Annotated in this window: 22 protein-coding genes; 9 read left to right on the forward strand and 13 right to left on the reverse strand. The window is 36.8% G+C overall.

All coding sequences use genetic code 11. The features are described from left to right. Positions 1 to 74 precede the first annotated feature (74 nt). A complete protein-coding gene (locus EV142_RS07785) occupies positions 75 to 1877 on the reverse strand; it encodes a T9SS type A sorting domain-containing protein (RefSeq protein ID WP_132034171.1) in 1803 nt (600 codons plus the stop codon). A 68-nt stretch (positions 1878 to 1945) separates the two neighbouring features. Beyond that, the gene (locus EV142_RS24020) at positions 1946 to 2101 is read right to left on the reverse strand and encodes a hypothetical protein (protein WP_158286308.1); all 156 of its coding nucleotides are present in this window, start codon (positions 2099 to 2101) and stop codon (positions 1946 to 1948) included. 708 nt (positions 2102 to 2809) lie between these two features. On the opposite strand from EV142_RS24020, the gene EV142_RS07790 reads away from it, so the two are divergent. Then, a complete protein-coding gene (locus tag EV142_RS07790) occupies positions 2810 to 3457 on the forward strand; it encodes a YciE/YciF ferroxidase family protein (RefSeq protein WP_132034173.1) in 648 nt (215 codons plus the stop codon). Positions 3458 to 3537: 80 nt separating this feature from the next. On the opposite strand, the gene EV142_RS07795 is transcribed toward EV142_RS07790, so the two are convergent. Both EV142_RS07795 and EV142_RS07800 read right to left on the reverse strand, forming a co-directional pair. Then, complete coding sequence (locus EV142_RS07795; RefSeq protein ID WP_132034175.1) at positions 3538 to 3984, reverse strand: hypothetical protein; 447 nt, start codon at positions 3982 to 3984, stop codon at positions 3538 to 3540. After that, entirely contained in the window at positions 3981 to 4214 is a 234-nt protein-coding gene (locus EV142_RS07800; protein ID WP_132034177.1) for a hypothetical protein, read from the reverse strand. Before EV142_RS07800 ends, EV142_RS07795 begins: the two co-directional genes overlap by 4 nt. Positions 4215 to 4428: 214 nt before the next feature. Between EV142_RS07800 and EV142_RS07805 the strand changes: the two genes are divergently transcribed. After that, positions 4429 to 5598 (forward strand): zinc-dependent alcohol dehydrogenase, encoded by a 1170-nt coding sequence (locus tag EV142_RS07805; protein WP_132034179.1) that lies wholly within the window; start codon positions 4429 to 4431, stop codon positions 5596 to 5598. 95 nt (positions 5599 to 5693) lie between these two features. Here the strand turns inward: EV142_RS07805 and EV142_RS07810 are convergent, their stop codons facing one another. The 4 genes from EV142_RS07810 to EV142_RS07825 form a co-directional block, all read right to left on the reverse strand. After that, a complete protein-coding gene (locus EV142_RS07810; protein WP_132034181.1) occupies positions 5694 to 6293 on the reverse strand; it encodes a YciE/YciF ferroxidase family protein in 600 nt (199 codons plus the stop codon). A gap of 17 nt (positions 6294 to 6310) precedes the next feature. Next, positions 6311 to 8452 (reverse strand): catalase, encoded by a 2142-nt coding sequence (locus EV142_RS07815; RefSeq protein ID WP_132034183.1) that lies wholly within the window; start codon positions 8450 to 8452, stop codon positions 6311 to 6313. Between the two features lie 205 nt (positions 8453 to 8657). Continuing rightward, positions 8658 to 8864, reverse strand: coding sequence for a hypothetical protein (locus EV142_RS07820; RefSeq protein WP_132034185.1), 207 nt, complete (start codon positions 8862 to 8864; stop codon positions 8658 to 8660). A gap of 40 nt (positions 8865 to 8904) precedes the next feature. Further along, positions 8905 to 9999 (reverse strand): glycoside hydrolase family 130 protein, encoded by a 1095-nt coding sequence (locus tag EV142_RS07825; RefSeq protein ID WP_132034187.1) that lies wholly within the window; start codon positions 9997 to 9999, stop codon positions 8905 to 8907. 305 nt (positions 10000 to 10304) lie between these two features. Between EV142_RS07825 and EV142_RS24140 the strand changes: the two genes are divergently transcribed. The 4 genes from EV142_RS24140 (at position 10305) to EV142_RS07840 (ending at position 13813) form a co-directional block, all read left to right on the forward strand. Continuing rightward, positions 10305 to 10475, forward strand: coding sequence for a hypothetical protein (locus tag EV142_RS24140; protein ID WP_164502523.1), 171 nt, complete (start codon positions 10305 to 10307; stop codon positions 10473 to 10475). 70 nt (positions 10476 to 10545) lie between these two features. Then, the gene (locus EV142_RS07830) at positions 10546 to 12054 is read left to right on the forward strand and encodes a DEAD/DEAH box helicase (protein WP_132034189.1); all 1509 of its coding nucleotides are present in this window, start codon (positions 10546 to 10548) and stop codon (positions 12052 to 12054) included. A 103-nt stretch (positions 12055 to 12157) separates the two neighbouring features. Then, positions 12158 to 12814, forward strand: a complete 657-nt coding sequence (locus EV142_RS07835) for a DUF6766 family protein (protein ID WP_132034190.1) — start codon at positions 12158 to 12160, stop codon at positions 12812 to 12814. 549 nt (positions 12815 to 13363) lie between these two features. Beyond that, positions 13364 to 13813, forward strand: a complete 450-nt coding sequence (locus tag EV142_RS07840) for a response regulator (protein ID WP_132034192.1) — start codon at positions 13364 to 13366, stop codon at positions 13811 to 13813. Positions 13814 to 13878: 65 nt separating this feature from the next. Here the strand turns inward: EV142_RS07840 and EV142_RS07845 are convergent, their stop codons facing one another. The 5 genes from EV142_RS07845 to EV142_RS07860 all read right to left on the reverse strand — a co-directional run bounded on the left by EV142_RS07845 (position 13879) and on the right by EV142_RS07860 (position 19424). Then, positions 13879 to 14550: a YgaP-like transmembrane domain gene (locus EV142_RS07845; protein WP_132034194.1), complete on the reverse strand. Its 672-nt coding sequence runs from the start codon at positions 14548 to 14550 to the stop codon at positions 13879 to 13881. Positions 14551 to 14795: 245 nt separating this feature from the next. Next, complete coding sequence (locus EV142_RS07850) at positions 14796 to 15122, reverse strand: hypothetical protein (protein WP_132034196.1); 327 nt, start codon at positions 15120 to 15122, stop codon at positions 14796 to 14798. Positions 15123 to 15140: 18 nt separating this feature from the next. Continuing rightward, complete coding sequence (locus EV142_RS24025; RefSeq protein ID WP_158286309.1) at positions 15141 to 15296, reverse strand: hypothetical protein; 156 nt, start codon at positions 15294 to 15296, stop codon at positions 15141 to 15143. A gap of 367 nt (positions 15297 to 15663) precedes the next feature. Further along, a complete protein-coding gene (locus tag EV142_RS07855; protein ID WP_132034198.1) occupies positions 15664 to 18939 on the reverse strand; it encodes a CheR family methyltransferase in 3276 nt (1091 codons plus the stop codon). A 215-nt stretch (positions 18940 to 19154) separates the two neighbouring features. Beyond that, positions 19155 to 19424, reverse strand: coding sequence for a hypothetical protein (locus EV142_RS07860; protein ID WP_132034200.1), 270 nt, complete (start codon positions 19422 to 19424; stop codon positions 19155 to 19157). 314 nt (positions 19425 to 19738) lie between these two features. On the opposite strand from EV142_RS07860, the gene EV142_RS07865 reads away from it, so the two are divergent. The 3 genes from EV142_RS07865 (at position 19739) to EV142_RS07875 (ending at position 24683) form a co-directional block, all read left to right on the forward strand. Next, positions 19739 to 19984: a hypothetical protein gene (locus EV142_RS07865; RefSeq protein ID WP_132034202.1), complete on the forward strand. Its 246-nt coding sequence runs from the start codon at positions 19739 to 19741 to the stop codon at positions 19982 to 19984. 191 nt (positions 19985 to 20175) lie between these two features. Then, positions 20176 to 20772 carry a YciE/YciF ferroxidase family protein gene (locus EV142_RS07870; protein WP_132034204.1) on the forward strand — a complete coding sequence of 199 codons (597 nt, stop codon included), beginning with the start codon at positions 20176 to 20178 and terminating at the stop codon, positions 20770 to 20772. A 713-nt stretch (positions 20773 to 21485) separates the two neighbouring features. Beyond that, on the forward strand, positions 21486 to 24683 hold the full coding sequence (locus EV142_RS07875) for a SusC/RagA family TonB-linked outer membrane protein (RefSeq protein WP_132034206.1): 3198 nt from the start codon (positions 21486 to 21488) through the stop codon (positions 24681 to 24683). Position 24684 lies beyond the last annotated feature (1 nt).

A 24684-nucleotide genomic window follows, 5' to 3' on the forward strand; every position in this document is an offset into this window, starting at 1 on the left:
ATTTTTTAGTTAATGTTGAAGATTATAATATTGGGCTGGACACAGTATCAGTGCATTTAAAGTAGAGATTCCAATTATTGTTTTCCTGAATTTGATATCACAACTTTTTGAGCTATTTTTTCATTATCAGCGGTTACAAAAGTGGCAATGTAAATTCCTGAGCTCAGGCCCGAAGTTGAAAAAGTATAATTTTGTTCCACTTCCAGATTATTTTTAGTCAGGACAGCTCTGCCAAGAATGTCATAAAGAACAAATGACTTAAATACGATGTTATCCGGATTTAAGGCATTTAATATTTTATTGGTATTATCCTGACTTACAAAAAAGTTAGTTTTAACTTCATCAGATAGGCCAAGTGTTATATTGGTAAAGGCAATTTTAAACCGTTCCGTATACACCCCTGGTGCAATGGTAACTTGATAAGTTCCTGTTTTAATATCATGATAAGATGCATCGAGTTCATCGTACATATAAATCTTTTGTGAAGGATCGAAATTTATAACTTCAGGAATATAAAACTTTAAGGTAGTATTGGTTGTCGCCTTTACTGCCAGAGGTATTTTTTTAGTCAGTTCAAAATTAACGCCCTGTATCACGTAATTGCCATTCTCCAGCCAAAACGAAGCATCATTAGGTAGAGTTTGATCCATATTAAGGGCATCAATACCGGGATCTACGCCATCTGTTGCTTCCGGCATAAAGGCCAAAGCAAGCTGTCTGGTAAACTCATTATTGATGATAGTGTTTAGTTTAAAATGAGAAATTACCGTAACGTCTTCCTCTTTATTTTCAGCATCGGTTTTATTCGGTGAAGACTTTGCAAATTGTGATAAAGGAGAACCTTCCTTGTAAAATACTCGATGCGCATTTTTAAAAGTTACAGTGCCATTGGAAGCTCCGTTTATCAAAAAACCCTGTCCAATAGGGGAGTATTTGCGCTGTATTACTAATCCGGAGCTGGTGCCGGTTGTATTTAAGCTACCGTCAGCTTTATAACTGTTAAAAGTAGCAGCGACATAAACTCCATTTGAACCCAAAGTTCCGGGTGAATAGGTTCCGTAACCTCCTTTGTAAGCCGAGAGATAATGAGAATTGGCTGATTTGTCCTGCTCCCAGAAATACGCTATACGCGTACAGGCAGAATTGGTCGGATCCATTAAAAAAGCATTCAGATCTATTGCCGACGGGTAAGGATTTCCGGTCAGCGTCGCGGCATTACCAGATCCAACGGTCACAGCAATATTGCCATCATTAGGTTTTCCCCTGAAATCATAGCGCTGGGCTGTTAAGGGAGCACCGGGATTATTTACAGCTCCTGTAGCTTCCGGATCTGTTGTATCGGGACCACTTGTTCCTTTCATGGTGAAACCTTCTCCCGCTGCAATTGTAGTGGCACTCCCAACCTGAACCCATTGCGAGTAATTATTGGCATTGGTTAATTTATAGATCCAGTAAGGAGCTATGGCAAGAGGGTTGGCTGTTCCGTTATAATTCGACATAGGAAGTATAGTAGCAGGTACTACAGCAGTCGAAGAGGTCGGGCGGTTTAGCAATGTGATTCCAAAATTGGTATTACCTGCTGTAAGCGTGGGACTTCCAACAGGGGAACACCAATAATTATATTCAAAGTTATCTGAAGTCCCTTCCTGATAAACAGACACAATTCCTGTTCCTGTATTTGTAGAAGTTCCCGTTGTACCTTGCACTAACTGGGAGTTATTTCGTAAATAAAGATTTGAATTGGCAGCCAGGTTTATATTCTGGGTTACGTACAAAACCTGATTCTTCACATAAACCGGAGTATTGGCACCAATGTAAATTTGAGCGAAACCCGGCAATGAAATCATCGTAAAAAAGAAGAATATTTTTATTTTCATAGTTGATGCTGTGTTAAATTTAAGTTTTTAGATTAGGAGTAAATCATCTGTTTTTTAAGTAAAAACAATCATCTTTTCTTGTTAACCACATAGATTCCAAAAACTAAACCCGCTACCAGCAAAACAGGCAGCATTTTATTGATGGGAACTACAACAGGATCATCAGGCAGACCCGGTGGAGGAGGGTTTTGAGAATAGGTGAAAAATGAAATTAAAAGTAACATGAGGAACATTTTTTTTTTCAATTGTGGGGGGGCTTTTTAAGATTTTTGAAAATTCTACTTGTTTTTTTAATATCTGTAAATCAATATGTTAATTTTTGCAATGTTATTTATTGTAATTATTGTACTACTTTATATGGTTTGAATGTAAATAGAGTAATTAACTAATATTTATATAATTTTCATTTTAAGTTATATAATTCCCACATAAGCAAAAGGTTGAATTTTTGAAAAAAAAATTGAAAACAAAGGCAAAAATTGAAATAGAAATTTCTAAAAAATAAGAATTTTTCTACTGTTTTAAGGCGATGCGTAGATGTTTTTTACGAATGCTTTTGAAACAGGAGAGTGATAGATAGATCAATATTTATATTCCATTAAGAATACGGACTCGTTTTATAAACTTATAACAAGTGCCTGATGAGAAAAGTAAGCGGAGTTTTTACTTACTTTTTTGGTAAATGTTTTATTATTACAGACTCGCTATACTTTCAATAAAAAATTTACTTTTTTTGTAAAATTTTACTGATCCAAATGTAATGGCAGGTATCCTGTAAAACTCACATAATTGTCTCACTTTTTTACATAATTTAATTGTCTTTCTGCTTGATTTATAGAAGTTTAAATATTGAAATATTGAGCTGAAATTATATAAGCAAATGCTGTGAAGTAAGTCTAATTTTGAGATAACAAATTTTAAAAATTATTATCATGAAAGATTCAAATACAAAAACAGCCAGTAAAAAAACAACTGCAGCTAAAACAGCAACAACAGCTAAAACAGCAACAACAGCAAAAAAAGCTACAACAACTGCAAAAACAACAACACCAAAAGGAACAGTAAAAGCGAAGTCCTCAGCAGCCGAAGGTTTAAGAGAATTATTTGTTGATTCCTTAAAGGATATCTACTGGGCTGAAAAAGCACTGACTAAAGCATTGCCAAAAATGGCTAAAAATGCAACTTCTCAAAATTTAATTGATGCAATTAATGATCATTTAAAAGTAACAGAGGGTCAGGTAACCAGATTAGAAGAAGTTTTTGCAGCAGTTGGAGAAAAAGCCACAGCCAAAAAATGTGATGCGATGGAAGGTCTGATCAAAGAAGGCGAAGGAATTATGGAAGAAACTGAAATTGGTGCTGTTCGTGATGCAGGAATTATTGCTGCCTCTCAAAAAATTGAACACTACGAAATTGCTACTTACGGAACACTTGCAGCATTTGCCAAAACGCTGGGTGAAGACAAAGCAGTTGCACTATTGGTTCAAACGCTAAACGAAGAAAAAGAAGCGGATGTAACACTTACTGAAGCTGCTTATAACACTATTAATTTTGATGCCACTGAAGGCGATCAGAACTAAATAGTAAACACAGAGTACTATTACTAAAAACCCCTGCATCTTTAAAGATACAGGGGTTTTTAATTATTTAAAGGAATAATTTACAGAAACAATTTGTAAACCAGGAATGCAATAACAGAGAAAATTACATGTGCTACAAAAAGTTGAATGTAATAACCCTTAAAATCGATATTTGGTTTTTGAGGAACGATTTCAAATAAAATAACCCAGCTGATAATTCCGATAATGCCACTAATTATTCCAAGTAAAATACTGGCAGCCCATGAAACCTCCAGGAATTCATTGAACCATAAAAAGTGATATCCCATTACAAAGCAAAGACCAATTAAATAATGTAAAATCCATCCCAGGACAGTTTTGAGATTTGGTGATACTTTTAAATGAAGTCCTGTAAGAATATAGGTGAGTAATAGGGGCTCTTTGTAAATTTCCCGTGCACTCATAGAAACGGCATAACTAAATAATGTCATTACAGAAGTTGCAGCGACAGAAGAAATTAGGATTTGAAGTATAATATGAAAATTCATCGAAAAAGAATTTGATTATTTAATAAGTAGGTAATACAACGGTCGTCGAGCGCGCAGGTCAAATTTGCTGTGGTACGGCTTGTTTTTCCGATGCCTGTAACAAGTACTTCTGTATCATTATTTTGATCGGGTGTATTAAAAGCGATGATGGAAGTCGAGTTAATCCAAAACGACACATTTTCTCCGGATGAAATACTACCGTTATTCAGTTGATCTGCTATTTTAGTCATGATACTGTTTTTAAAATTTTTGGTCAGAACGAATCCAGATTTTCATTATAAATCCAAAAGTAAAATACCTCAATGTAAAAAGTTTACACCGTAAAATTTTAAGTTTATATCATTACCAGCTGTGATGTTTATGTAAGAATTGGTAGATATGCTGTAAGATTAAGTGATTTATTAATAGTTAATTAGGTTTTTATTAATCTTAAAAAAAAGAATTATGAAAGCAGCAGTTATACACGGACCAGGATCCATCAAATATGATACAGTCGATGATCCGATACTAAAAGCCAAAGATGATATCATCCTTACCGTAACCTCTACCGCAATCTGCGGATCTGATTTGCATATTTATTCAGGAGGTTTTCCACAGCCAAGACCAATGGTGCTAGGACATGAATTTATGGGAATAGTGGAAGAAGTAGGTTCTGAGGTAACCCATTTAAAAAGAGGTGATCGGGTAGTAGTACCGTTTACTATTGCCTGTGGAAATTGTTTTTTCTGCAACCACGATGTTCCAGGAAATTGTGAACACAGTAATCCTGACAATTATGGTCCGGAAGGTGGAATAGCAACCGAAAAAGGCGGTGCCCTTTTTGGGTACACCGATCTGTACGGAGGTTATGATGGAGGTCAGTCACAATACGTAAGGGTTCCGTATGCCAATTATGGACCCCGAATAGTTCCCGAAGATCTGAGCGACGAGGAGGTTCTTTTTCTAACCGATATTTTCCCGACAGGGTATACCGGAGTCGATTGGGGAGAAGTTAAAGGAGGAGAGACGGTAGCAATTTTCGGTTCGGGTCCCGTAGGTCTCATGGCGGCAAAAAGTGCCTGGCTAAGAGGTGCGGCACAAGTTATAGTTGTTGACACACTTCAGTACAGACTGGATAAAGCCAAAACGACAACAGGCTGTACTACTATTCTATGGGAGGATGGACCTAAAGATGTAGTGGAACATATTCGTTCGTTAACAGAAGGACGAGGAGCAGATGTCTGCATTGATGCGGTTGGATTTGAGCCAGATCGAAATTTGGGAGACCGTATCAAGGCAACCGTTAATTTTGAAAAAGGTTCTATCAAGGTATTAGAAGCCTGTATGAGCGCGGTAAGAAGAAGTGGTATTGTTTCAGTTCTGGGTGTTTATCCGGCCAATTATGATAATTTTCCACTGGGACAATTTTTTGATAAAGGCATAATCCTAAAGGGAGGACAAGCTCCTGCACACAAACATATCGACAAATTGCTGGAATATGTAGTACAGGGAAAAGTAAAACTGGATGATATTATCACGCATCGATTGCCATTATCTGAGATTTCACACGCTTATGATATTTTCAAAAAACGGGAAGATGGTTGTGTGAAAGTAGTATTGGACCCCTGGAAATAATATTTTTATTTCTTAAATAGTAAACCCGACAGTCCCGAAGCCTCGGAATAAAACCTGTCGGGTTTGTTTTATATAATAGGAATATTTCTTTATTCCTATTCAGCAGCTACAGCATTTACAGTATTTAAAGCTACAACATTAAGAACACAATCGGCTTCTTTTTCCTCTGCAAGAGTTTGCGTCAGTAATTTGGCCGCATCATTTTCTCCCAGGGTTTTTGCAAAAGCAACCAGGGTTCCGTAAGTTGCGATTTCGTAGTGTTCAATTTTTTGAGAGGCAGCAATAATTCCGGCGTCTCTGACAGGTCCGGGAGTAGTTTCTAAAACAATAGAATCTCCTTCTTTTAATAATCCGGCCATAGCTTCGCATTTTTTTCCTTCCGCTTTTTCTCCCACAAGATCAAAAACCTCTTCTAATCTGCTTATCTGAAGTTTCGTTACGTCAAGATGTTCTAAAATGGCACTTGCAAGACCCGGGGATGTAGCATTTGCTGCCATTTTAGGAAGCGCTCCAACCAGGGCATTTTCTGCCCAGTAAATGTCTTTCAGGCTGTCAACAAACAATTCTTTTAAATCTGTTGCAGCATCTGGTGCCGGTTCCACAATATTGATTTTTGCATTGTTTTTTATATTTTCCGTATCAGTTGCCTTGCCTTGAGTGGCATTGACCTGACCTTGTTTTTCTGAATTTTTCATGTTTATTTTTTTAAATTTTAAAGATATAAGTTTGGTTCACGTTTCCAGAAGCGGTGTTTGGTCATTGCAGTAATAAATTCCTGTGCAAAAGCTTCTGATGCAACTTCACTGGTTACAATAACTCCGTCATCGTCATTTGTTATTTTGGAGGCAAAACTGGTAGCACTAAGCAATTCTGATGCTTCACCGTCTGCACCAATAACTTTACAATGTTTGTAAGCATCATTCAGGTATTCGAGTGCATCGTCATTTTCTGCCAGTAGATTTAGTCCTAATCCGTGCGGAACGTAAACGGCATCAAACAAAACAGATGATGCGGTAAGAAAACTGAAATCAGCCTTAAGGGCTCCGTCATTATCCGTAAGTACAGCTCCCAAATGGGGTGCAATTACAAAACCTTTTGCGCCTTGTTTTTTAAGTGCTTTTTTTATGTTTTTAACTGCCGCCTCAGAAACACCGTCAGAGCAAAGAATGGCGACTCTTCGGGACTCGATTGTTGGTGAATTGGTTGGATTGTTAATCATACTTAATGCTTCAGAAGAAGAAACAGCTTGTTCGACTGTTTTCGGTTCCTGATTTCCGCCTTCATTTTCGGGAGAAACGCCTTTGTTCACTGGAAATTCAAGCGTTGACGGTACAGTTGCTCCAAGTCCAACCGCTACTTTTTCTGCCAGTTCCGCATCAACCTGAGATAATAATCCCAACATTCTCACGCGGATTGCAGTAGTTTCTACTTTTCCAAGTTCAAAACGAAGTGCTTTCACGATATGGCTTTTTTCTTCCGGGGTCTGACTGTTAAAGAACAATTTGGCCTGTCCGAAGTGATCCGAGAAACTTTCGCTTCTTTCTCTTACCTTATGAGCGTCAATGCGTTCCTCAAAGCTTGAAAATCCGCCTTCGCTGATTTTAGCCTGATACGGACAACCGCCTCCAAGTGAATTAGGATGGTAACTCACACGGCCTTTATTAATTTCCTGACGCATATGTCCGTCACGCTGATTGTTGTGAACAGGTGCGATGCTTCGGTTAATTGGAATTTCATGAAAATTAGGACTTCCTAATCTTGATAATTGTGTATCGGTGTAAGAGAACAAACGCCCTTGCAATAAAGGATCATTAGAAAAATCAATTCCGGGAACAACATGTCCGGGGTGGAAAGCAATTTGCTCTGTTTCAGCAAAGAAATTATCCGGATTTTTATTCAATACCATTCTTCCCACAATAGTTACGGGTACCAGTTCTTCCGGAACCAGTTTTGTAGGATCCAGTAAATCAAATTCGTATTTGTTTTCGTCTTCTGTCGGGATGACTTGTACGCCTAATTCCCATTCCGGAAAATTCCCCGCTTCGATAGCTTCCCACAAATCCTGTCTGTGAAAATCAGGATTTTTACCTGAAATTTTTTGTGCTTCATCCCAGGCAACGGCATGAGTTCCTAATTTAGGTTTCCAGTGTAATTTCACAAAACTGGATGCTCCGGCTTCATTGATGAATCTAAAAGTATGCACCCCAAATCCTTCCATCATACGATAGCTTCTCGGAATGGCGCGATCAGACATTACCCACATAATCATGTGCATGGATTCGGGCATAAGCGATATAAAATCCCAAAAAGTATCATGTGCCGATGCGGCTTGCGGAATTTCATTGTGGGGTTCCGGTTTTACGGCATGAATTAAGTCCGGAAATTTAGAAGCGTCCTGAATAAAAAATACAGGAATATTATTTCCTACAAAGTCATAAATTCCTTCCTGTGTATAAAATTTAACTGAAAATCCACGAACATCACGTGCTAAATCAGTAGATCCGCGTGATCCTGCAACAGTAGAAAATCGGGTAAAAACCGGTGTTTTAAGTCCCGCTTCCTGCAGAAAACCGGCTTTGGTTAATTCCGGAATTGGGTTGGTTACTTCAAAGAAACCGTGAGCTCCTGAACCTCTTGCGTGTACAATGCGTTCCGGGATTCTTTCGTGGTCAAAATGCGTAATTTTCTCCCTTAGTATAAAGTCTTCTAATAAAGATGGACCTCTTTCGCCTGCTTTAAGGGAATTATTGTCATCATTAATTTTGACACCCTGATCGGTAGTCAGAAACTTATTGGTGCCGTCAGACTTGTTGATCGACAGATCTCTCTGCTTTTCATCCTGAGAATTTTTCATATTGTTTCGTATTATGGGTTAAATATTAATAGCCTGATTATAAGTTTTGATTATCAGGTAATTCAAATTTACCGCTACTAAATGAGTTACATTTACAGGATTGTAACTCTAATATTACAGAATTTACAGAATTTTAAAAGGTTTAAATACAGCAGTTTAGCTTTTGTATTGAAGTTATGGTCAGCTGTCTTAAAAGAAGGAGATGTCAGCTTTTTGTATTGCTGTCAATTCCCGTAAAAGTCGTTTGGCCGCCACCTCTGGATAACTTAATCTGAATATAATTCTGAATTTTTATAAAATCCCTGCTTTCAATTTTCGAAATGATCGATTTTAATTGTTCGGCGGTTAAATTCCAGTAGGAGGCCCAAAATTCTACAGGTAAATTGTCTTGTTGGTTTTCTCTATTTTCCATAGTTTAAATTTTGAGAATGAATGTTCAGAGAATTATTTCGCTACTGATTCTGTCTGGGAGAGGTCAGGATTTCTTCATCGTCTTTTAAGGGTTGTAAAGCCGATAAAATTTCCTGAATTGAAAAATGTGCACCACAAACAAATTCGTCTGCTGCACCGTAATACAAGGTAAGTCTGTCTCCTTCTACGACGTGTCCGTTGGTAAAAACCACATATCCGAAAAAGCCGTTAAGCTCATAATTTTCCTTTGGCATCATTATAGGATCTAAAGTTCGGGCAATTACTATTGAAGGATCATCCAGATCCATTAAAAAAGCACCCAGGCCATATTGGTGTTCGGCATTTGCACCATGATAGATTTCCAGCCAACCCTGATCTGTCTTAATCGGGGCAGCACCTGCGCCAACTCTTGCGCTGTCCCATAACCCGAATCGCGATTTGATAATACACTTATGATTTCCCCAATGGATACCGTCAGGAGATTCAGCAAGCCAGATATAATTCCCTCCAATTTGCGGACTCGAAGGACGATGCAAAGCGTAATATTTACCGTTGATGGTTTCTTCAAAAATGGCACAATCTTTATTATGAGGCGGAAAAATCATTCCTTTCGAATCAAAATTTTTCCAGTCTTGGGTGGTACGCAGTCCCACGCCAACGCCATTTTCTGAAACCGCGGTATAGGTAAGATAGTACGTATCGGCTATTTTAGAAACGCGACAATCTTCAATTCCAAATTGTTCCAAGATTCCGGAACCCATCAGAGGCGGTGAATTTTCAGGTTCGTAAAAGTGTATGCCGTCATCGCTGCAAACCAGTCTTAGATGAGAAATAGTAGTGAGATAATCCAGTCCCTTATACTTTACAATCCTGGCATCTGTCGCAACAAGATCGGGATCATTAAGCGGAATTTCTATGATTTCAACTTTGCCTGTTGCATTAATTACCGGAAAGAAGATAACACCTTCCTTTTGTGCAATACACTCGGCAACACGCACCAAAAGCCAGGTTTTTTGCTCAAATACAAAAACACCCGGATTCAAAAGACTGATAATCTGTAATTCGCTGGTGCTCGACTTCAAATCTTTCGGCATTAACAATGGATTCTCCGGAAACCTGCGGGCAATGTCACTCATAAATTAATTTTTGTTACGCCAAAACATAATATGGCTGCATTATTTGGATAAACATAAAGGAAGTTATTTCATTTTTAAAACGTTTATATAATACGGTTTCAGTCTTATAAAATTTTCATTTGAAGAGTTAAAATTGGGATCAAAGTATCAGACTATCAGATAATAATATAAAAATAGCAACACAATAATGTAAAACAGACTATTGGCAGTGCCGTACTTTTAATCCTCATAAAAAAGCAGTATAACAATACTATGGATTGATTTGTGAACAAGAGAAATTCAATAACCATTAATGATGAAAAATTATGTTTAAGAAAGGACAAAAAGTACAGCAGGAATTCGGAAATCAGGTGATGGAAGTAATAGGTTTCGAGCCGGAATTGATAGAAAATGTCATTACCCAGTGGGAAGATGATGAAGGAACAATCGTGACCGGAAAGTTTATGGAATCGCAGCTTTCGCTTGCCGATAATTAAATTAAAAAGTAGGAATTAGAAATTATTAAGGAACCAATTATCTTTATTGGTTTCACTAAAGCAGATCAAAATGAAAACGATTACGCAGCCTAAGCATACATTTTACGGATATCAGGAAAGGGATATCAAAATTATTTTTGATGAGATGGAAAGGGGCAAAACCGGGAAACTCTTGTATCAGTTACCAACGGGTGGCGGAAAAACAGTGGTATTTTCTGAAATTGCCAGAAGATTTATGGAGCAATTTGGAAAAAAGACTATTATCCTGACACATCGCAGGGAATTGTGCACGCAGACCTCGGCTACACTGAAGAAGTTAGGCATCAAAAACCAAATTATAAGCAGCACAAGCGGCAATTTTAAACCCGGTTGTGATTGCTATGTAGCCATGGTGGAAACGTTGCGTAACCGAATCAAATCAAAAAAAATAAAAACGAGTGACGTTGGTCTCGTAATAGTAGATGAAGCGCATCATAATTCCTTCCGGAAATTAATGAGCAGTTTTAAAAAGGCATTTGTTATTGGCGTGACGGCGACCCCTTTTAGTTCTGATATTTCCAAACCAATGAACAAGCATTACAAATCGTTGGTGACCGGAGAGAATATTGCGGAACTTATTGCACAGGGTTTTCTGGCCAAACCACAATCGTATGTGTATGAGGTAGAATTAAATTCTCTTAAAACAGGAATTCATGGCGATTATACAGTGAGTTCCTCTAACGAATTGTATAGTTCTCCGCCCATGCTGGAATTATTGCTAAAGGCTTACAGGGAAAATTCAACCGGAAAGAAAACATTGATTTTCAATAACGGAATTGCCACTTCTCAAAAGGTATATGAAATTTTTACCGAAGCGGGAATTGCGATCAAACATCTCGATAACAAAACATCTGATGAGGAACGCAGGGAAATCCTGAAATGGTTTAAGAAAACAAAAGATGCGGTTTTAACCTCCGTTTCTATTCTAACCACAGGCTTTGACGAGCCTTCCGTACAAAATGTTATTTTAAATCGTGCTACAACTTCTATAACGCTTTACCATCAAATGGTGGGTCGCGGATCCAGAAGGCTTCCGTCTAAAAAAACGTTTACGATTACCGATTTAGGCAATAATATTCAGCGTTTTGGACTTTGGGAAGAACCGGTGGACTGGAAATATGTTTTCGAACGTCCCGAGGAATTTGCCAAACAATTGCATTATCAGTCTAACGGTGGTTCGGCTGTACAATCGCATGCACTTTCTGCTGAATTGCGTGCCAAATTTCCAAACACTTTAGAAATGACTTTTGATGTGGAAGATCATTATCAGGAAGCTCTTGATACGGATAAAAAGCCTAAGACCGTTATTCAGCAATCGATCAGGCAACAGGCTAAAATGTGTATGGACAATGCTGAAACGCTCACCCAGGCCATTGCATTGGCAGAAGCTTTACAACCGGAAATTGACTGGCGTGTAAAACAGTATGTAAAATGCCTGGACAATGCCAGTAAAAATTATAAGTCGTGGCTTATGGAAGATTATCAAAACCGTCTTAAGGGATTGATTATAAAGTTATACCCCAAATTGCATTCCGCATAAAAAGAGAAATTTAAATAGTTTAACAGTACAACTATAATTGCCTTACAATGAGGTAAGATTTTGAACGAATCATTTCACCTTTATACCTTAAAAAAATAAAATCATGAAAACTTTTTTACGCAACAACGGACTCTCCGTTTGTTTCTTCTTGCTGTTTGTAGGTGCAATGGGAGGACAAATTATTTTTGGGTTTGAAGAGTATAATAAAGAACTTATGGAGCAGGGAGCTTCATCAGTAACACTATCCTCTTATTTTACCACCGGACATTTTATAGAATCCACTTTTGAAAATTGGGAAAGTGAATTTTTACAAATGGGACTTCTGGTAGTGATGACTATCTTTTTGCAACAAAAAGGATCATCGGAATCTAAAGATTTTGATAAGGAAGAGGAAGTGGACAGAGAGCCTTCCGCTGCACGAAAAGGTGCTCCGGGCCCCGTTAAAAAAGGAGGATGGATTTTACAGCTCTATAAACATTCGCTAACGATTGTCTTGTTTTTATTATTTGTAATCTCATTTGTGGCTCACTTTTACGGAAGTTTAAAAGATGAAAATGAACAGCTTTCGCTAAAGGGAAAACCTTTGGAAACCGCTTCGCAATATATTGCAGATTCGAGGTTTTGGTTTGAATCTTTTCAAAATTGGCAAAGTGAATTTCTTTCGATATTTGCGATTATCGTACTTTCAATTTATTTGCGACAAATAGGTTCGTCTCAGTCTAAACCAGTAGATGCCCCTCACAGGGAAACCGGAGAATGAAAATTATTTAAAAGTTTTGAGTTATGGGTTATGAGTTATGAGTTAGAAACCGGATGTTGAGAGTTAGATAGGAATACTTAACAAAAAAGTAACCGTCTCACATCTCACATCTTACATCTCACATTTTACATCTTACATCTACATCTTTCATCTTTCATCTTACATCTTTCATCTTACATCTTACATCTCACATCTTTCATCTTTCATCTTTCATCTTTCATCTTTCATCTTTCATCTTTCATCTTTCATCTCACATCTCACATCTCACATTTCACATTCAACATCAAATGCTTATTTCTTACCAATAATTTGCTATTTACTTAGATTCACTTATAAAAATGTAAAAATTGTGAATTTATTGCACTATTCTATTATATTTATTTAATTATATGCGTTTTTTCTTAGATTAAACAGTACCTTTAAGTATTATTAACCGGTTACACGGATATAATTCGATCGTTTAACGATTTTCAGAAGCTTATATTTATATAAACATTTGCAGATTTCTAAATTCTTGTCTTATGTTTTTGCAATATAAAGTATATAGAGATGGCTCTACAGAAAAACAAATCCCTAAGGAACATTTATTTGGCAGACGATGATGACGATGATCGTACCTTGTTTGTAGAGGCACTTCAGGAAGTAGACAGTACGGCTGTTTTAACCCAGGCCGAAGATGGTAAGCAATTGCTGGAAATTTTACATGGTGATCCGGACCCCTTGCCGGAAGTTATTTTTCTGGATATCAATATGCCTAAAGTGGGTGGTTTTGAATGTTTAGAACAAATTAAACAGCATACAAACCTGAAAAAGTTACCAATTATCATGCTTTCCACCAGTAGTGATCCCGTTACTATTGATAAAGCACTTGAATTGGGAGCGACGGTATACGCTGTAAAACCCAGTTCCTTTGATGGATTGAAAACATTAATCAAAAATGTATTGCAAATGGATTGGATTTCAATCCAGCAGAATAAGAAAAGAACCAGACTGGAATAAAACAAAAATACCTGCAGAAATATTTTCTACAGGTATTTTATTATTTTAGGAATACAGAGGGTTTGCTATTTTGATTCCAGATATTCTTTCAGACTGGCAATGTCATTTTTTACCATTTTTTCAAAATACGGATTGAGAAGTTTTGCAGCGCTTTCGCCGGCAATTCCCAGTGGTGCGTGATAAGAAATAGTGATATCAAGTGCTGTGCTGCTGCCATTATCTTTAAACTTTATTTTTCCGGCATTTCTTATGGACGATCCTTCAAGTGAATTCCAGCTCAAAAGCCTGTCTTTTCGGTCTTTTACAATTCTCGCTTTCCAGGAAATCGTTCCAATTCCCGCAGGACCTTTAGCCGTCCATTCTGAGATGTTCGCATCAATTGTTTTGATATTATCCAGATGATTCATGAATTTAGGTAAATTTTCAAGGTTGCGCCAAAAAGCAAATACTTCGCTTACCGGTTTATTGATTACCGTACTCAACCTGATGTTAACGTTCGAAGCCTTGTCGTTCATCAAATGTCCTGCAGCGTCATAAACTGGACAATACCCTGAAATTCCGCGTAAAAGCATCGCTCCGCCAGCGCCTGTTTTAGTTATGCTTTTGTTTTTATTCGATAAACCGTTGTATAAAAGATAAGCACCGCTGGTCACCATTAATATTCTTTCTAGTGTAGATACATTGGTTTTAAGAAAAGATTTTGCTGTACCGTTTCCTGTTATTGTTAGATTTTCCATAATTTCTGTTTTAGTTATTTAATTTAATAAAGTCCGTTACTTAATTCTTATTGTAAGTAATTAAAATTAAGAAGTTTAAAAAAGATTTCTTTTACACTTTTTTAAAGTTTCCTTATACAATTATCTGTTTGTATGAATTACTTAAGGTGTACCATTCGCTATTTCTAAATTCGAAAACAAACCAGTACTTGAATATTTATTACATAAAAAAGCCGTCTGAATCCAGACGGCTTTCTGTACTGATTTTACAAGCTTTTATTGATGTCGCTTTCCGTAGGGTCATTATCTGAATCCAATTCAGAATCTTCGTCCTCCTCATTCGAGGTAAAATCATCTTCATCCTCTTCCTCATCGTCAAAGGCATCTGAATTTTCTTCCTGATTATTAGCATACAAATCCTCGTTATTGTCGGAATCACTTTGATTAAAATCACGACCGCTGTTTTGCTGTTCACCATCAGATCTGTTATTATCCAGGGAAGCATTATCATAATTCTGGTTTTCAGATCGTGTTTCGTTTTCCTGAGTGTACGGATCATTTTGACCGTAGTCCTCTCTTTCGTCTAAATTCATAATAATTTTTTTTAAAGGTTATTTTTTACTTGCTGTTGCTTTTTTAGTATCTGCAGATTCTTTTTTTGTATCTGTAGTCTTGTTACTGCTTTTTGCTGCAGTTTCTTTTGTATCAGTTTTTTTATCTGATGCTTTTGTACTATCAGCGCTCTTGTTGTTGTTTGAAGTATTCATAATAAATAGTTTTTAAGATTAATATAATGGTAAATGTATTGTTGCGGATAGACATAAACTTATATAAATAGAGTTTGTAATTGTATAATTACCAGTTAATTACTGTTATTTGCGAAGAAAAAGGAAAGTGCAATAAATAAAGAAATTTATACTAATGTTCTTTAAGTAAACGGCCAGTAATAAAATTGTATATTTTGATGCGTTAGGTTTTAAACCTAAGCACAATCAAGTGAAGTTAGCTGCATTGAAGTGATCGTATTTAAATCAAAAAGCTTAAAAACAACAAATCCCATTTTATTTCAAAATGGGATCCGGCAGGATATAAATAAATGGATTGTAAAATGAATTGTCAGTTTTTCAATAAAGATCACACTGGCAAATAAAGATACATTTTGGTTCCTTCGTTCGGGATGCTTTTGGCTTGTATGAATCCATGATGGTTTTCGACTATTTTTTTTACCAAAGTCAGTCCAAGGCCATTTCCGGTATACTGATCTTTGTTATGTAATCTGTAAAACGGAGCAAAAATACGGTCTTCATATTCTTTTCCAAAACCAATTCCGTTATCGCTTACACTAATTTTTATATATTTTGTTTCTGCATTTGCGCCAATTTCAAGTAATTCTTCTTCTGATGGCTGTGTACTTTCTATTTTGATTTCCGGTACCACGCCTTCTTTGGTGTATTTGATAGAATTGGAGATTAAATTGGTAAATAATTGCTGTATCTGATACGGAATTACATTTATTACCGGCAAAACATTTAAAGTGATAACAGCATTTTTTTCGGTAATACTATCTTTGAGATCTGTAACAGTCTTTCTTAACAGCAAATTCATATCCGTACTTTTAAACTCCTTTTCAATAAAATTAATTTTAGAGTAATTGATAAGGTCATTAATTAACTGACTCATATTGGTTGATAAGAATAATACACGCTCCAGATTGTGCTTTCCCGTGTCGCTCAGATTCTTTTCATTCTCAAAAAAACGTTTGCTAAACATATGAATTTTACGAAGAGGCTCCTGCAGATCATGACTGGCACCAGAAGTAAATAGTTCCAGTTGCTCGTTATGCCTTTGTAATTCTGAATTTTTAGATCGTAATAATTCATTAGTGGCCACCAAATCGGTAATATCTTCTAAAGCCAGCAAAATCATGCCTTCAGGTTTGGTATTTATAATATGGCGGGCATTGACGATCATCGTTTTTTTGCCGATTTCGCTGCAGTTTACATTTATGATATAGTCTTTTATTGGTACTTGCATATCCAGCATCTTCAAAACCTGAGCCTTAAAATCGGGAATATCCCACCGACACTTTCCAATTTCAAAAAAGCCGTGACCCTCTGTTTCTTTTTCAGAAGTATTAAAATAGTTATAAAAGGCAGGATTCGCACTTTTTATATTAAAATTTTTATCAATTACAAGCAAAGGTTCACGAATGGTTTTAACAATTGATTCCGAGTAATTACGCATTGAAATCAGTTGGTTCTGACGATCGACGAGTTCATCATTTACACACATCAGCTCTTCATTATTAGACTGAAGTTCTTCTGTAGAAGTTTCCAGTTCTTCGTTCAGCGTCTGAAGCTCTTCGCCGCTGCTTAGTAATTCTTCGTTAGTAGTCTGCAATTCCTCCAAGGCTGTCTGCTGTTCCTGCGTTACTCTTTTAATATCCTCTCTAACCTGAGAAAGTTCTCTTTCGAGTTCTTCAATGCGCTGCTGAGCTGCATTTTTTGTTTTTAACTGACTTTCGGCGTTAGTTTCCGGTGCCTCTTTTTTATAGAAAAGGACCATTAAATGCTCATAATCATTTTCTAAGGGAACTATTTTAAACGAAATAAGATAAGGCTGTTCTTTAAGGGATATGTTTTCTTTGTAAATACTTGTTTTTTCTTTTTTAACCTGTATAATGGCATTACGAAGTTCAAAACTAAGACTTTCATCGACCATTTTTAAAATATTAAAATTGGGTTTTCCGGGCGAATGCGACAAAAACGCGCTGCTATCTCCATGAAAATGAATAATATCAAGATCTTTGTCTATAACGACACTTGCCGGGGTAAATTGGGAAAATAAAATATCGGAGGCAATTTTCCTGAAATCAATTTCGGTGATGCTTGTTTCCGAAGAGCTAATTTTAAGCGCAGTATTATAGTGCAGCGGACTACTGATTTGACGAACATTTCGGCTGGGAGCAAATTTACGAACGTAAATCCGGTCACTTTTTCCTATGGCTTCAAATAAGTGCGGAGCACTGGCTGCTGTTTCTGATTTTCCCAGAAAAAGCAAGCCCTTATCTTTTAGCGAATAATGAAACGATCCTAAAACTTTATTTTGCAAAAAGGGATTAAAATAGATCAGTACATTTCTACAGGAAAGCAGGTCAATTCTCGCAAATGGCGGATCTTTAATGAAATTGTGAGTAGCAAAAATACACATGTCACGTATTATTTTGTTCACCTGATAACGGCCATTTTGTTTTACAAAATAATTACTCAGCCTTTCTTCAGATACTTGCTGAACATCCTGGGTAGAGTAGTTGGCTGCGCGGGCTTTTGTAATGGAAATTTCAGAAACATCCGAAGCAAAAATCTGAACTTTTAAGGAGGTATTCGTTTGCAGCATATATTCATGGATACAGATAGCAAGCGAATAAGCCTCTTCTCCCGTTGCACATCCCGCTACCCAGACTCTCAGATTATTATTGGTAATATTCTGGAAAAGTAAAGGAAGAACAACCGTAGGCAGACTTTCAAAAAAAGTCTGATCCCTAAAAAAGTAAGTAACAGGAATTAGAAAATCATTGAACAGAAGATCTTGTTCTGCCTTATCATTTCTAAGCAGATTATAATAATCCAGTAGTGTATCCCTGCGTACAATCACCATTCTTCTGGCAATTCGTCTTCTTAGTGTGGGTTGCTTGTAGTGTCGAAAATCATTACCTGTCTTTAAAAAAATCAGGTTGATAATCTGGAATACTATTTCTTCTTCATTTTTAGGAATTTCATCTTCCTCTGTATACGCATGATTGGCACTGTAAGTATTGCTTATTTGTATTAATTGGGCAGCTATGTTTTCCGGAGCCAGTACAAAATCGACTGCATTAGCATCAATTGCGCTTTGCGGCATACCCATAAAAGCCGCCGTTTCGGGATCCTGCACAATCGTTGCACCTCCAAATTCTTTTATTTTTTTAAACCCCACTGTACCATCGAAAGCGGTTCCTGAAAGTATAACACCAATCGCAAAGGTTTTGTAAACCTCAGCCAGAGATTCAAAAAAAATATCTATTGCATTATTGGTTTTATCACTTCGAATTCTTTGCCTAAGCTGTAGTACTCCATCTATTGCCACGACAGTAGTATTTTCAGGAATAACATAAATATGATTGGGTGCAAGTATGATATTATGAATGATTTCATGAACAGGTATCTTGCTGTGTTGTGCCAATAGTTCAGTAAGTATACTGGGGCGATCCGGCGATAAATGTTGTATAATAACATACGCCATTCCTGAATCTTCCGGTATGGCGGCCACTACTTTTTTAAAAGCATCCAGACCTCCTGCAGAGGCACCAATACCCACTACCGGAAAATTTTCTATTGCTGTTTCAATATGATTGTTAAGGAGCGCTTCCATGTTGTAAGTAAGTTTATTCAAATGTAGGAACACTTATACGAAAAATCGTGCATGTTCCCGGGTTATTATTCCGTTTTATCATGAAAAAACCGGCAATTATTTTCGTATTGAAAATGATGAAAATAAAGAAATACTCTAAAAAATGTACTTCCCGTTTTATCAATTTGGTTACGTATCAGAAGAAAGTAATACAATAAAAGGGAAGTACAGAATCGTTAGAAATGCTCCGCCTGGCTTTCTGTTCGAACATCTGATTCAGACTGTAATAGGTCAGAATATTTTTTAACTCCGATTGCTATAATAGGAACAGATAATTTTCCAATGAAAGAACCGGCCTGATGATGTCCTGTTTTTTTAAGATACGAAGACAAAAGTAAAGAGCCTATTGCTCCATATAATAAGTAATGAGCCGGTACCGCAGCTATTTTATTTTCAATGAGTTCTTTTAAATCGGCAAAGTTTTCCTGATTAATTAAATTTTCCATAATTTTTATATTAAATACTGATTTTTATTCCCTCAAAATTATAAGAATAACAGTATTTCGTATTATAGAATTAAAATATTGAATTATATAATTATGAGAACGTTAGATCAAAAAAACATCAAAATCTAAATAAAAAGAAGGTCTGAAATTGTAAGTATTACTAAAGGTGGTAATCATGTAAAAATTAGTTTTCGTATATATAAAATAAACTCCTGTTTGTTAGCAACATTTGTAAAAATGAAATGTGTATTTCGTTTATAATCAAATTATTAATTAAAATTATTGTTATGAAAAATTTATTTTTAACCTGCACAATGTTACTGATTTTTGGAACCGCGACTACCTTCGCACAGGAAACTCCAAAAAAAACAACTCAATCAACAACAAGGACTACAACAGATACCATAATTAAGAAGAAAGGTACAAATAATGGTAAGAAACATCCTTCGACTCACAAAGGTGATACATTGAGTAAACAAACGACTAAAACAAAAACGACGAAGACAAAAACAACAAGTCCGACTCGTAGTAAAGATTCTGTTGGTACCTCCAGGCCTTAAAAGTTTTGGCTGAAGAAATTTAAAAAGCCTGTATTCATTTACAGGCTTTTTTTATGATTTGGTTTATATGATTTCAAATTATATCGATTTAGATTGAAAACCTGCGGATTGTATAATTTATAAACATAATCTTATAAAATACTGATAATCAACTGTTTTATTTTTGGTTAAATACAAAAAACTACTATATTATGAAAACTACAAGAGACACCGTAACAGCTGACACCAAAGATAAAAGTGCAGCTGCAAAATCGAAAACAGGTACCGTAAAAGCAAAACCTTCTGCTGCAGAAGGATTAAGAGAACTGTTTATAGATTCTCTAAAAGATATTTACTGGGCAGAAAAGGCGTTGACCAAAGCACTTCCGAAGATGGCAAAAAATGCTACTTCAGAAAACCTGATTGCCACCATTAACGACCATATCAGGGTTACAGAAGAACAAGTAGGGCGATTAGAAGAAGTATTTGATCTGATTGGCGAAAAAGCAACTGCTAAAAAATGCGATGCTATGGAAGGCCTGATTAAAGAAGGCGAAAATATTATGGAAGAAACCCAGGAAGGTCCTGTAAGAGATGCGGGAATTATTGCTGCTTCACAAAAAATCGAGCATTATGAAATCGCAACATATGGTACTTTGGCAGCATTTGCCCAAACTTTAGGCGAAGATGAAGCAGTGTCTTTATTAGAGCAGACTTTAGAGGAAGAAAAAGAAGCGGATACACGTCTGACCAAAGTGGCCTACAACAACATTAATTTTGAAGCCTCTGCTGAAGACGAAGAGGAATAAGTTTATTCTAAAAACGAATTTTTAAAAAACCTGTAATCTAAATTAGACTGCAGGTTTTTTTATTGAATAACCTCAGAACAGCTATAGACAAGCTAAAAAGAGGATTAAAAACACTTCCGAAAGTACATTATGATCAAAAAAAAGTACATGTTTCGAATTTATTGAGATCAGTTTCAAAAAAATCTTACACAATACAAAAATCTCTGTAGTCATTAACTCCCTTGTTTTTAGTGCTGTAAAATTTGCAAAAAAATTAATTAACAATTTTTTTGCAAAAAGAAAGATTAAATTTTTCGGGTTACTATTTTTTAATATACTTTTGTTCTATCTAATTAGTAGGATTAAAAAAAAGACGTTACATACAAAAGAATAAAGACTAGCAAATACATGTCATTTTTGAATTCGCAGGAACCATTTGACAATTTACGTCTTATGAGTCGACGCGGTTAAAAATTCTTCAAAATCTAATTGATGCCTTTTTTCAATAAGAGTGATCCTTAATTTTTAGGATTGAAATCCTGAAAACACCAATTCAAATAATAGTAATCCAAAATAAAAAAAAAATGAAAAAACGAATGTGTTGTAGTTAAAAAAACCATTTCTGCGGGAACAGAAATGGTGAAGCTTAAAGAAATTGTACATCTCTATAAGGAAAGCGAGAGTGGAGTAAATCCGTTTTCGGCTTGCCTTATGTATTAAACTAAAACAAAGTAATGAAAAAAAAATTAAATAGATATGCATGGTTATGCATTTTGTTGATTTCCATAGGGATTAAAGCTCAGGAGACCAAACCGCTAATCCAGTCCAAACTCGACGGGACAGTAGTCGATGCTGTTACAAAGGAGCCTGTTATCGGTGCTTCGGTAAATATTAAAGGAACTACACATGGGGTTCAGACCGATTTTGACGGAAAGTTTTATTTCCAGACCGGACAAAAATTTCCGTATACACTGGTAGTAAGTTATCTGGGGTATAAAAAAACGGAAGTGGTCGTAAATGCAAATTCAGTTGTCATTGATCTTACTCAGGAACAAAATGCGCTGTCAGAAGTAGTAGTGACCGCACTGGGTATTACAAAAGAAAAGAAATCTTTGGGGTACACTACCCAATCGCTTAAAAACAGGGATTTGTCGGATACAAAAGAAACGAACTTTTTAAATGCCATGACTGGTAAATTAGCCGGGGTACGTATCACCAATTCGCAGGGAGATATGGGGTCTTCACGTATTGTTATTCGTGGTGAAACCTCTATATCCGGAAATAACCAGCCGCTATTTGTAGTAGATGGGGTTCCGGTTGATAATTCACAGCTGAGCTCCGCCGGAGGAGCCGCCGCTTCCCGTGATTTCAAAAATGCGATTGCCGATTTAAACCCCAATGATATTGAATCATTGACGGTGCTAAAAGGCCCGAATGCCGCAGCCCTTTACGGATCACGTGCAGCGCATGGTGTTGTGCTGATCACGACAAAATCAGGAAAAAATCAAAAAGGGCTTGGTATAAGTTTTAGTTCAGGTATCACGATCTCTCAGGTGGCTACCTTGCCAAGCTTTCAAAATACATTTGGACAAGGATCAAACGGAAGGTTCAGCTATGTAGATGGTAAAGGCGGCGGTATTAATGATGGGGTTGATGAAAGCTGGGGGCCTAAAATGGATGGGCGCCTTATTCCTCAGTTTAATTCAAATGGTGCAGCAGTGCCTTTTGTAGCGCATCCTGATAATGTGAAAGACTTTTTTAATACCGGAATTACGTATGAAAATAGTATTTCTGTAGCAAAATCAGATGAAAAATCAGATTTCCGTTTAGGAGTGAATCATCAAAAACAAAAAGGAATAGTACCGAACAGTGAAGTAAACAAAACAAACTTTACGATCAATACTAATTATAAAATATCCGAAAGTATAAAAGTAGGGGTAACGGCTAACTATGTTGTTACAGATGCTCCGGCACTTCCGGGAGGGCCATTTGGTAACAGAGCTGCCGGTGTTATGCTTCAGTTTCTTTGGTTCGGACGCCAGGTTGATGTCAACGAGCTTCAGAATAACAGAAATGTCAATTGGAACAACAGTTATTACAGCAATCCGTACTGGAATGCGTATTACAATACAACAAGTCAGCAGCGCAACCGTATAATAGGTGATGTTCATCTGGATGCAAAACTTGCCGAGGGACTTAATTTTAAATTCCGTACCGGAGTTGACTATTATAACGACCGCAGAAAATACGAGATTAAATATGGTACCAATGGAACTCCTTTCGGATCGTATGCGGAAGATGCCTATACGGTAAACGAACAAAACACAGAAGGTATTTTTACATATACCAAAAAACTGAATGATGATTTTAGTGTAGATGCTCTTGCCGGATTTAATATTCGTAACCACAGCGATGCCAACAATTATCAAAAAGCACCACGTCTGGCCGTGCCTGATTTGTATACACTGACAAATTCCAGAGATCCGTTAACGTCATCCAACACATTATCAAGATTGAGAGTCTATAGTGCCTATGCCTCAGCACAATTTGGGTATAAAAATTATGCTTACTTAAATGTTACGGCACGTAATGACTGGTCATCGACATTGCCAGGCAGCAACCGTTCTTATTTCTATCCTTCGTTTAACGGTAGTTTAGTTTTATCGGAAGCCCTTAATCTGAAAAGCAGTACACTTGATTTCTTAAAGCTGCGTGGCGGCTGGTCTGAAGTGGGTAATGATGCCGATCCGTATCAATTGGCGTCGGTTTACAATTTTCAAACCGCATTTGATGGAAATCCGATTCAGACTTCTTCGCAAAGAAAACTGAATCCGAACCTGAAACCGGAAACCACCCGTTCTACTGAATTAGGATTAGAAGCATCTTTCTGGAAAAACAGACTGCATTTTGATTTCGCGTATTACAATACAAATAGTTTTGATCAGATTTTGGAAATCAAAACAACGGCTGCGAGCGGTTTTAATTCGCAATTGATCAATGCCGGTAAAATAAACAACCGCGGTATCGAAATTCAACTGGATGGAAACCCTGTTCAGACTGAAAATTTCAAATGGAATGTAGCCGCGAACTATTCAAGAAACAGAAGTAAAGTGCAGATTCTGGATTATGAACAAAACATAAAAAATTACACCATAGGTTCTTCGGGAGGTGTTGATGTGCTGGCGTCGGTAGGGCAGGCCTACGGAGCCCTTTACGGTACCGCTTATCAACGTGATGCAAACGGAAATATAGTAGTAGGAGCGAATGGATTGCCAAAAGCAGATCCGACTAAAAGAGTATTAGGACATTATACCCCGGATTATTTAGCGGGTGTGACCAATACCCTGACGTACAAAAATCTTGAACTTTCATTCCTTGTGGATGCCAGTGTAGGCGGTGAGATTTTTTCAGGAACGAACAGAACGGGAACTTATACCGGTGTATTAGCGCAAACACTTCCGGGCCGTGATGCTGCGAATGGCGGATTAAATTACTATATAGCGACCAATGGAACCACCAGTACAAAAACGTTAGTTTCGGGCGGTAACGCTCCGGCTGGTGCCGTAATATATGATGACGGAATGATTTTTAAAGGCGTATATGCTGATGGAACGCCAAACACTTCAGTGCTTAGTGCACAGGAATATTATAAAGCGTCCTACAATATTAGCGAAGCGTATATTTACAGTTCCACTTTTGTAAAACTAAGAGAAGTAAAACTGGCATACAATTTCAATAAAAAATTTGCCAGAAAGCTTGGATTCGATGGAGCCAGTATTACTGCGGTAGGGCGTAACCTGTTATTTATTTACAAAGATACACCGAATATTGATCCTGAAACGGCTTTCAATACCGGAAATGCACAAGGGTTGGAGAGTTTAGCTTTGCCAACGACCCGAAATTTCAGCCTTAACGTTAATCTTAAATTTTAAA

It is taken from the genome of Flavobacterium circumlabens (genome assembly GCF_004345565.1).
GTDB lineage: Bacteria > Bacteroidota > Bacteroidia > Flavobacteriales > Flavobacteriaceae > Flavobacterium > Flavobacterium circumlabens.

Bases quoted from the DNA above. Each gene is read 5' to 3' on its own strand.
- EV142_RS07805 (WP_132034179.1), top strand. From the start codon at position 4,429: ATGAAAGCAGCAGTTATACACGGACCAGGATCCATCAAATATGATACA.
- EV142_RS07845 (WP_132034194.1), bottom strand. From the start codon at position 14,550: ATGGAAAATCTAACAATAACAGGAAACGGTACAGCAAAATCTTTTCTT.
- EV142_RS07855 (WP_132034198.1), bottom strand. From the start codon at position 18,939: ATGGAAGCGCTCCTTAACAATCATATTGAAACAGCAATAGAAAATTTT.
- EV142_RS07790 (WP_132034173.1), top strand. From the start codon at position 2,810: ATGAAAGATTCAAATACAAAAACAGCCAGTAAAAAAACAACTGCAGCT.
- EV142_RS07835 (WP_132034190.1), top strand. From the start codon at position 12,158: ATGAAAACTTTTTTACGCAACAACGGACTCTCCGTTTGTTTCTTCTTG.
- EV142_RS07800 (WP_132034177.1), bottom strand. From the start codon at position 4,214: ATGACTAAAATAGCAGATCAACTGAATAACGGTAGTATTTCATCCGGA.
- EV142_RS07795 (WP_132034175.1), bottom strand. From the start codon at position 3,984: ATGAATTTTCATATTATACTTCAAATCCTAATTTCTTCTGTCGCTGCA.
- EV142_RS07810 (WP_132034181.1), bottom strand. From the start codon at position 6,293: ATGAAAAATTCAGAAAAACAAGGTCAGGTCAATGCCACTCAAGGCAAG.
- EV142_RS24140 (WP_164502523.1), top strand. From the start codon at position 10,305: ATGTTTAAGAAAGGACAAAAAGTACAGCAGGAATTCGGAAATCAGGTG.
- EV142_RS24025 (WP_158286309.1), bottom strand. From the start codon at position 15,296: ATGAATACTTCAAACAACAACAAGAGCGCTGATAGTACAAAAGCATCA.
- EV142_RS24020 (WP_158286308.1), bottom strand. From the start codon at position 2,101: ATGTTACTTTTAATTTCATTTTTCACCTATTCTCAAAACCCTCCTCCA.
- EV142_RS07865 (WP_132034202.1), top strand. From the start codon at position 19,739: ATGTTACTGATTTTTGGAACCGCGACTACCTTCGCACAGGAAACTCCA.
- EV142_RS07875 (WP_132034206.1), top strand. From the start codon at position 21,486: ATGAAAAAAAAATTAAATAGATATGCATGGTTATGCATTTTGTTGATT.
- EV142_RS07850 (WP_132034196.1), bottom strand. From the start codon at position 15,122: ATGAATTTAGACGAAAGAGAGGACTACGGTCAAAATGATCCGTACACT.
- EV142_RS07870 (WP_132034204.1), top strand. From the start codon at position 20,176: ATGAAAACTACAAGAGACACCGTAACAGCTGACACCAAAGATAAAAGT.
- EV142_RS07840 (WP_132034192.1), top strand. From the start codon at position 13,364: ATGGCTCTACAGAAAAACAAATCCCTAAGGAACATTTATTTGGCAGAC.
- EV142_RS07830 (WP_132034189.1), top strand. From the start codon at position 10,546: ATGAAAACGATTACGCAGCCTAAGCATACATTTTACGGATATCAGGAA.
- EV142_RS07785 (WP_132034171.1), bottom strand. From the start codon at position 1,877: ATGAAAATAAAAATATTCTTCTTTTTTACGATGATTTCATTGCCGGGT.
- EV142_RS07825 (WP_132034187.1), bottom strand. From the start codon at position 9,999: ATGAGTGACATTGCCCGCAGGTTTCCGGAGAATCCATTGTTAATGCCG.
- EV142_RS07820 (WP_132034185.1), bottom strand. From the start codon at position 8,864: ATGGAAAATAGAGAAAACCAACAAGACAATTTACCTGTAGAATTTTGG.
- EV142_RS07815 (WP_132034183.1), bottom strand. From the start codon at position 8,452: ATGAAAAATTCTCAGGATGAAAAGCAGAGAGATCTGTCGATCAACAAG.
- EV142_RS07860 (WP_132034200.1), bottom strand. From the start codon at position 19,424: ATGGAAAATTTAATTAATCAGGAAAACTTTGCCGATTTAAAAGAACTC.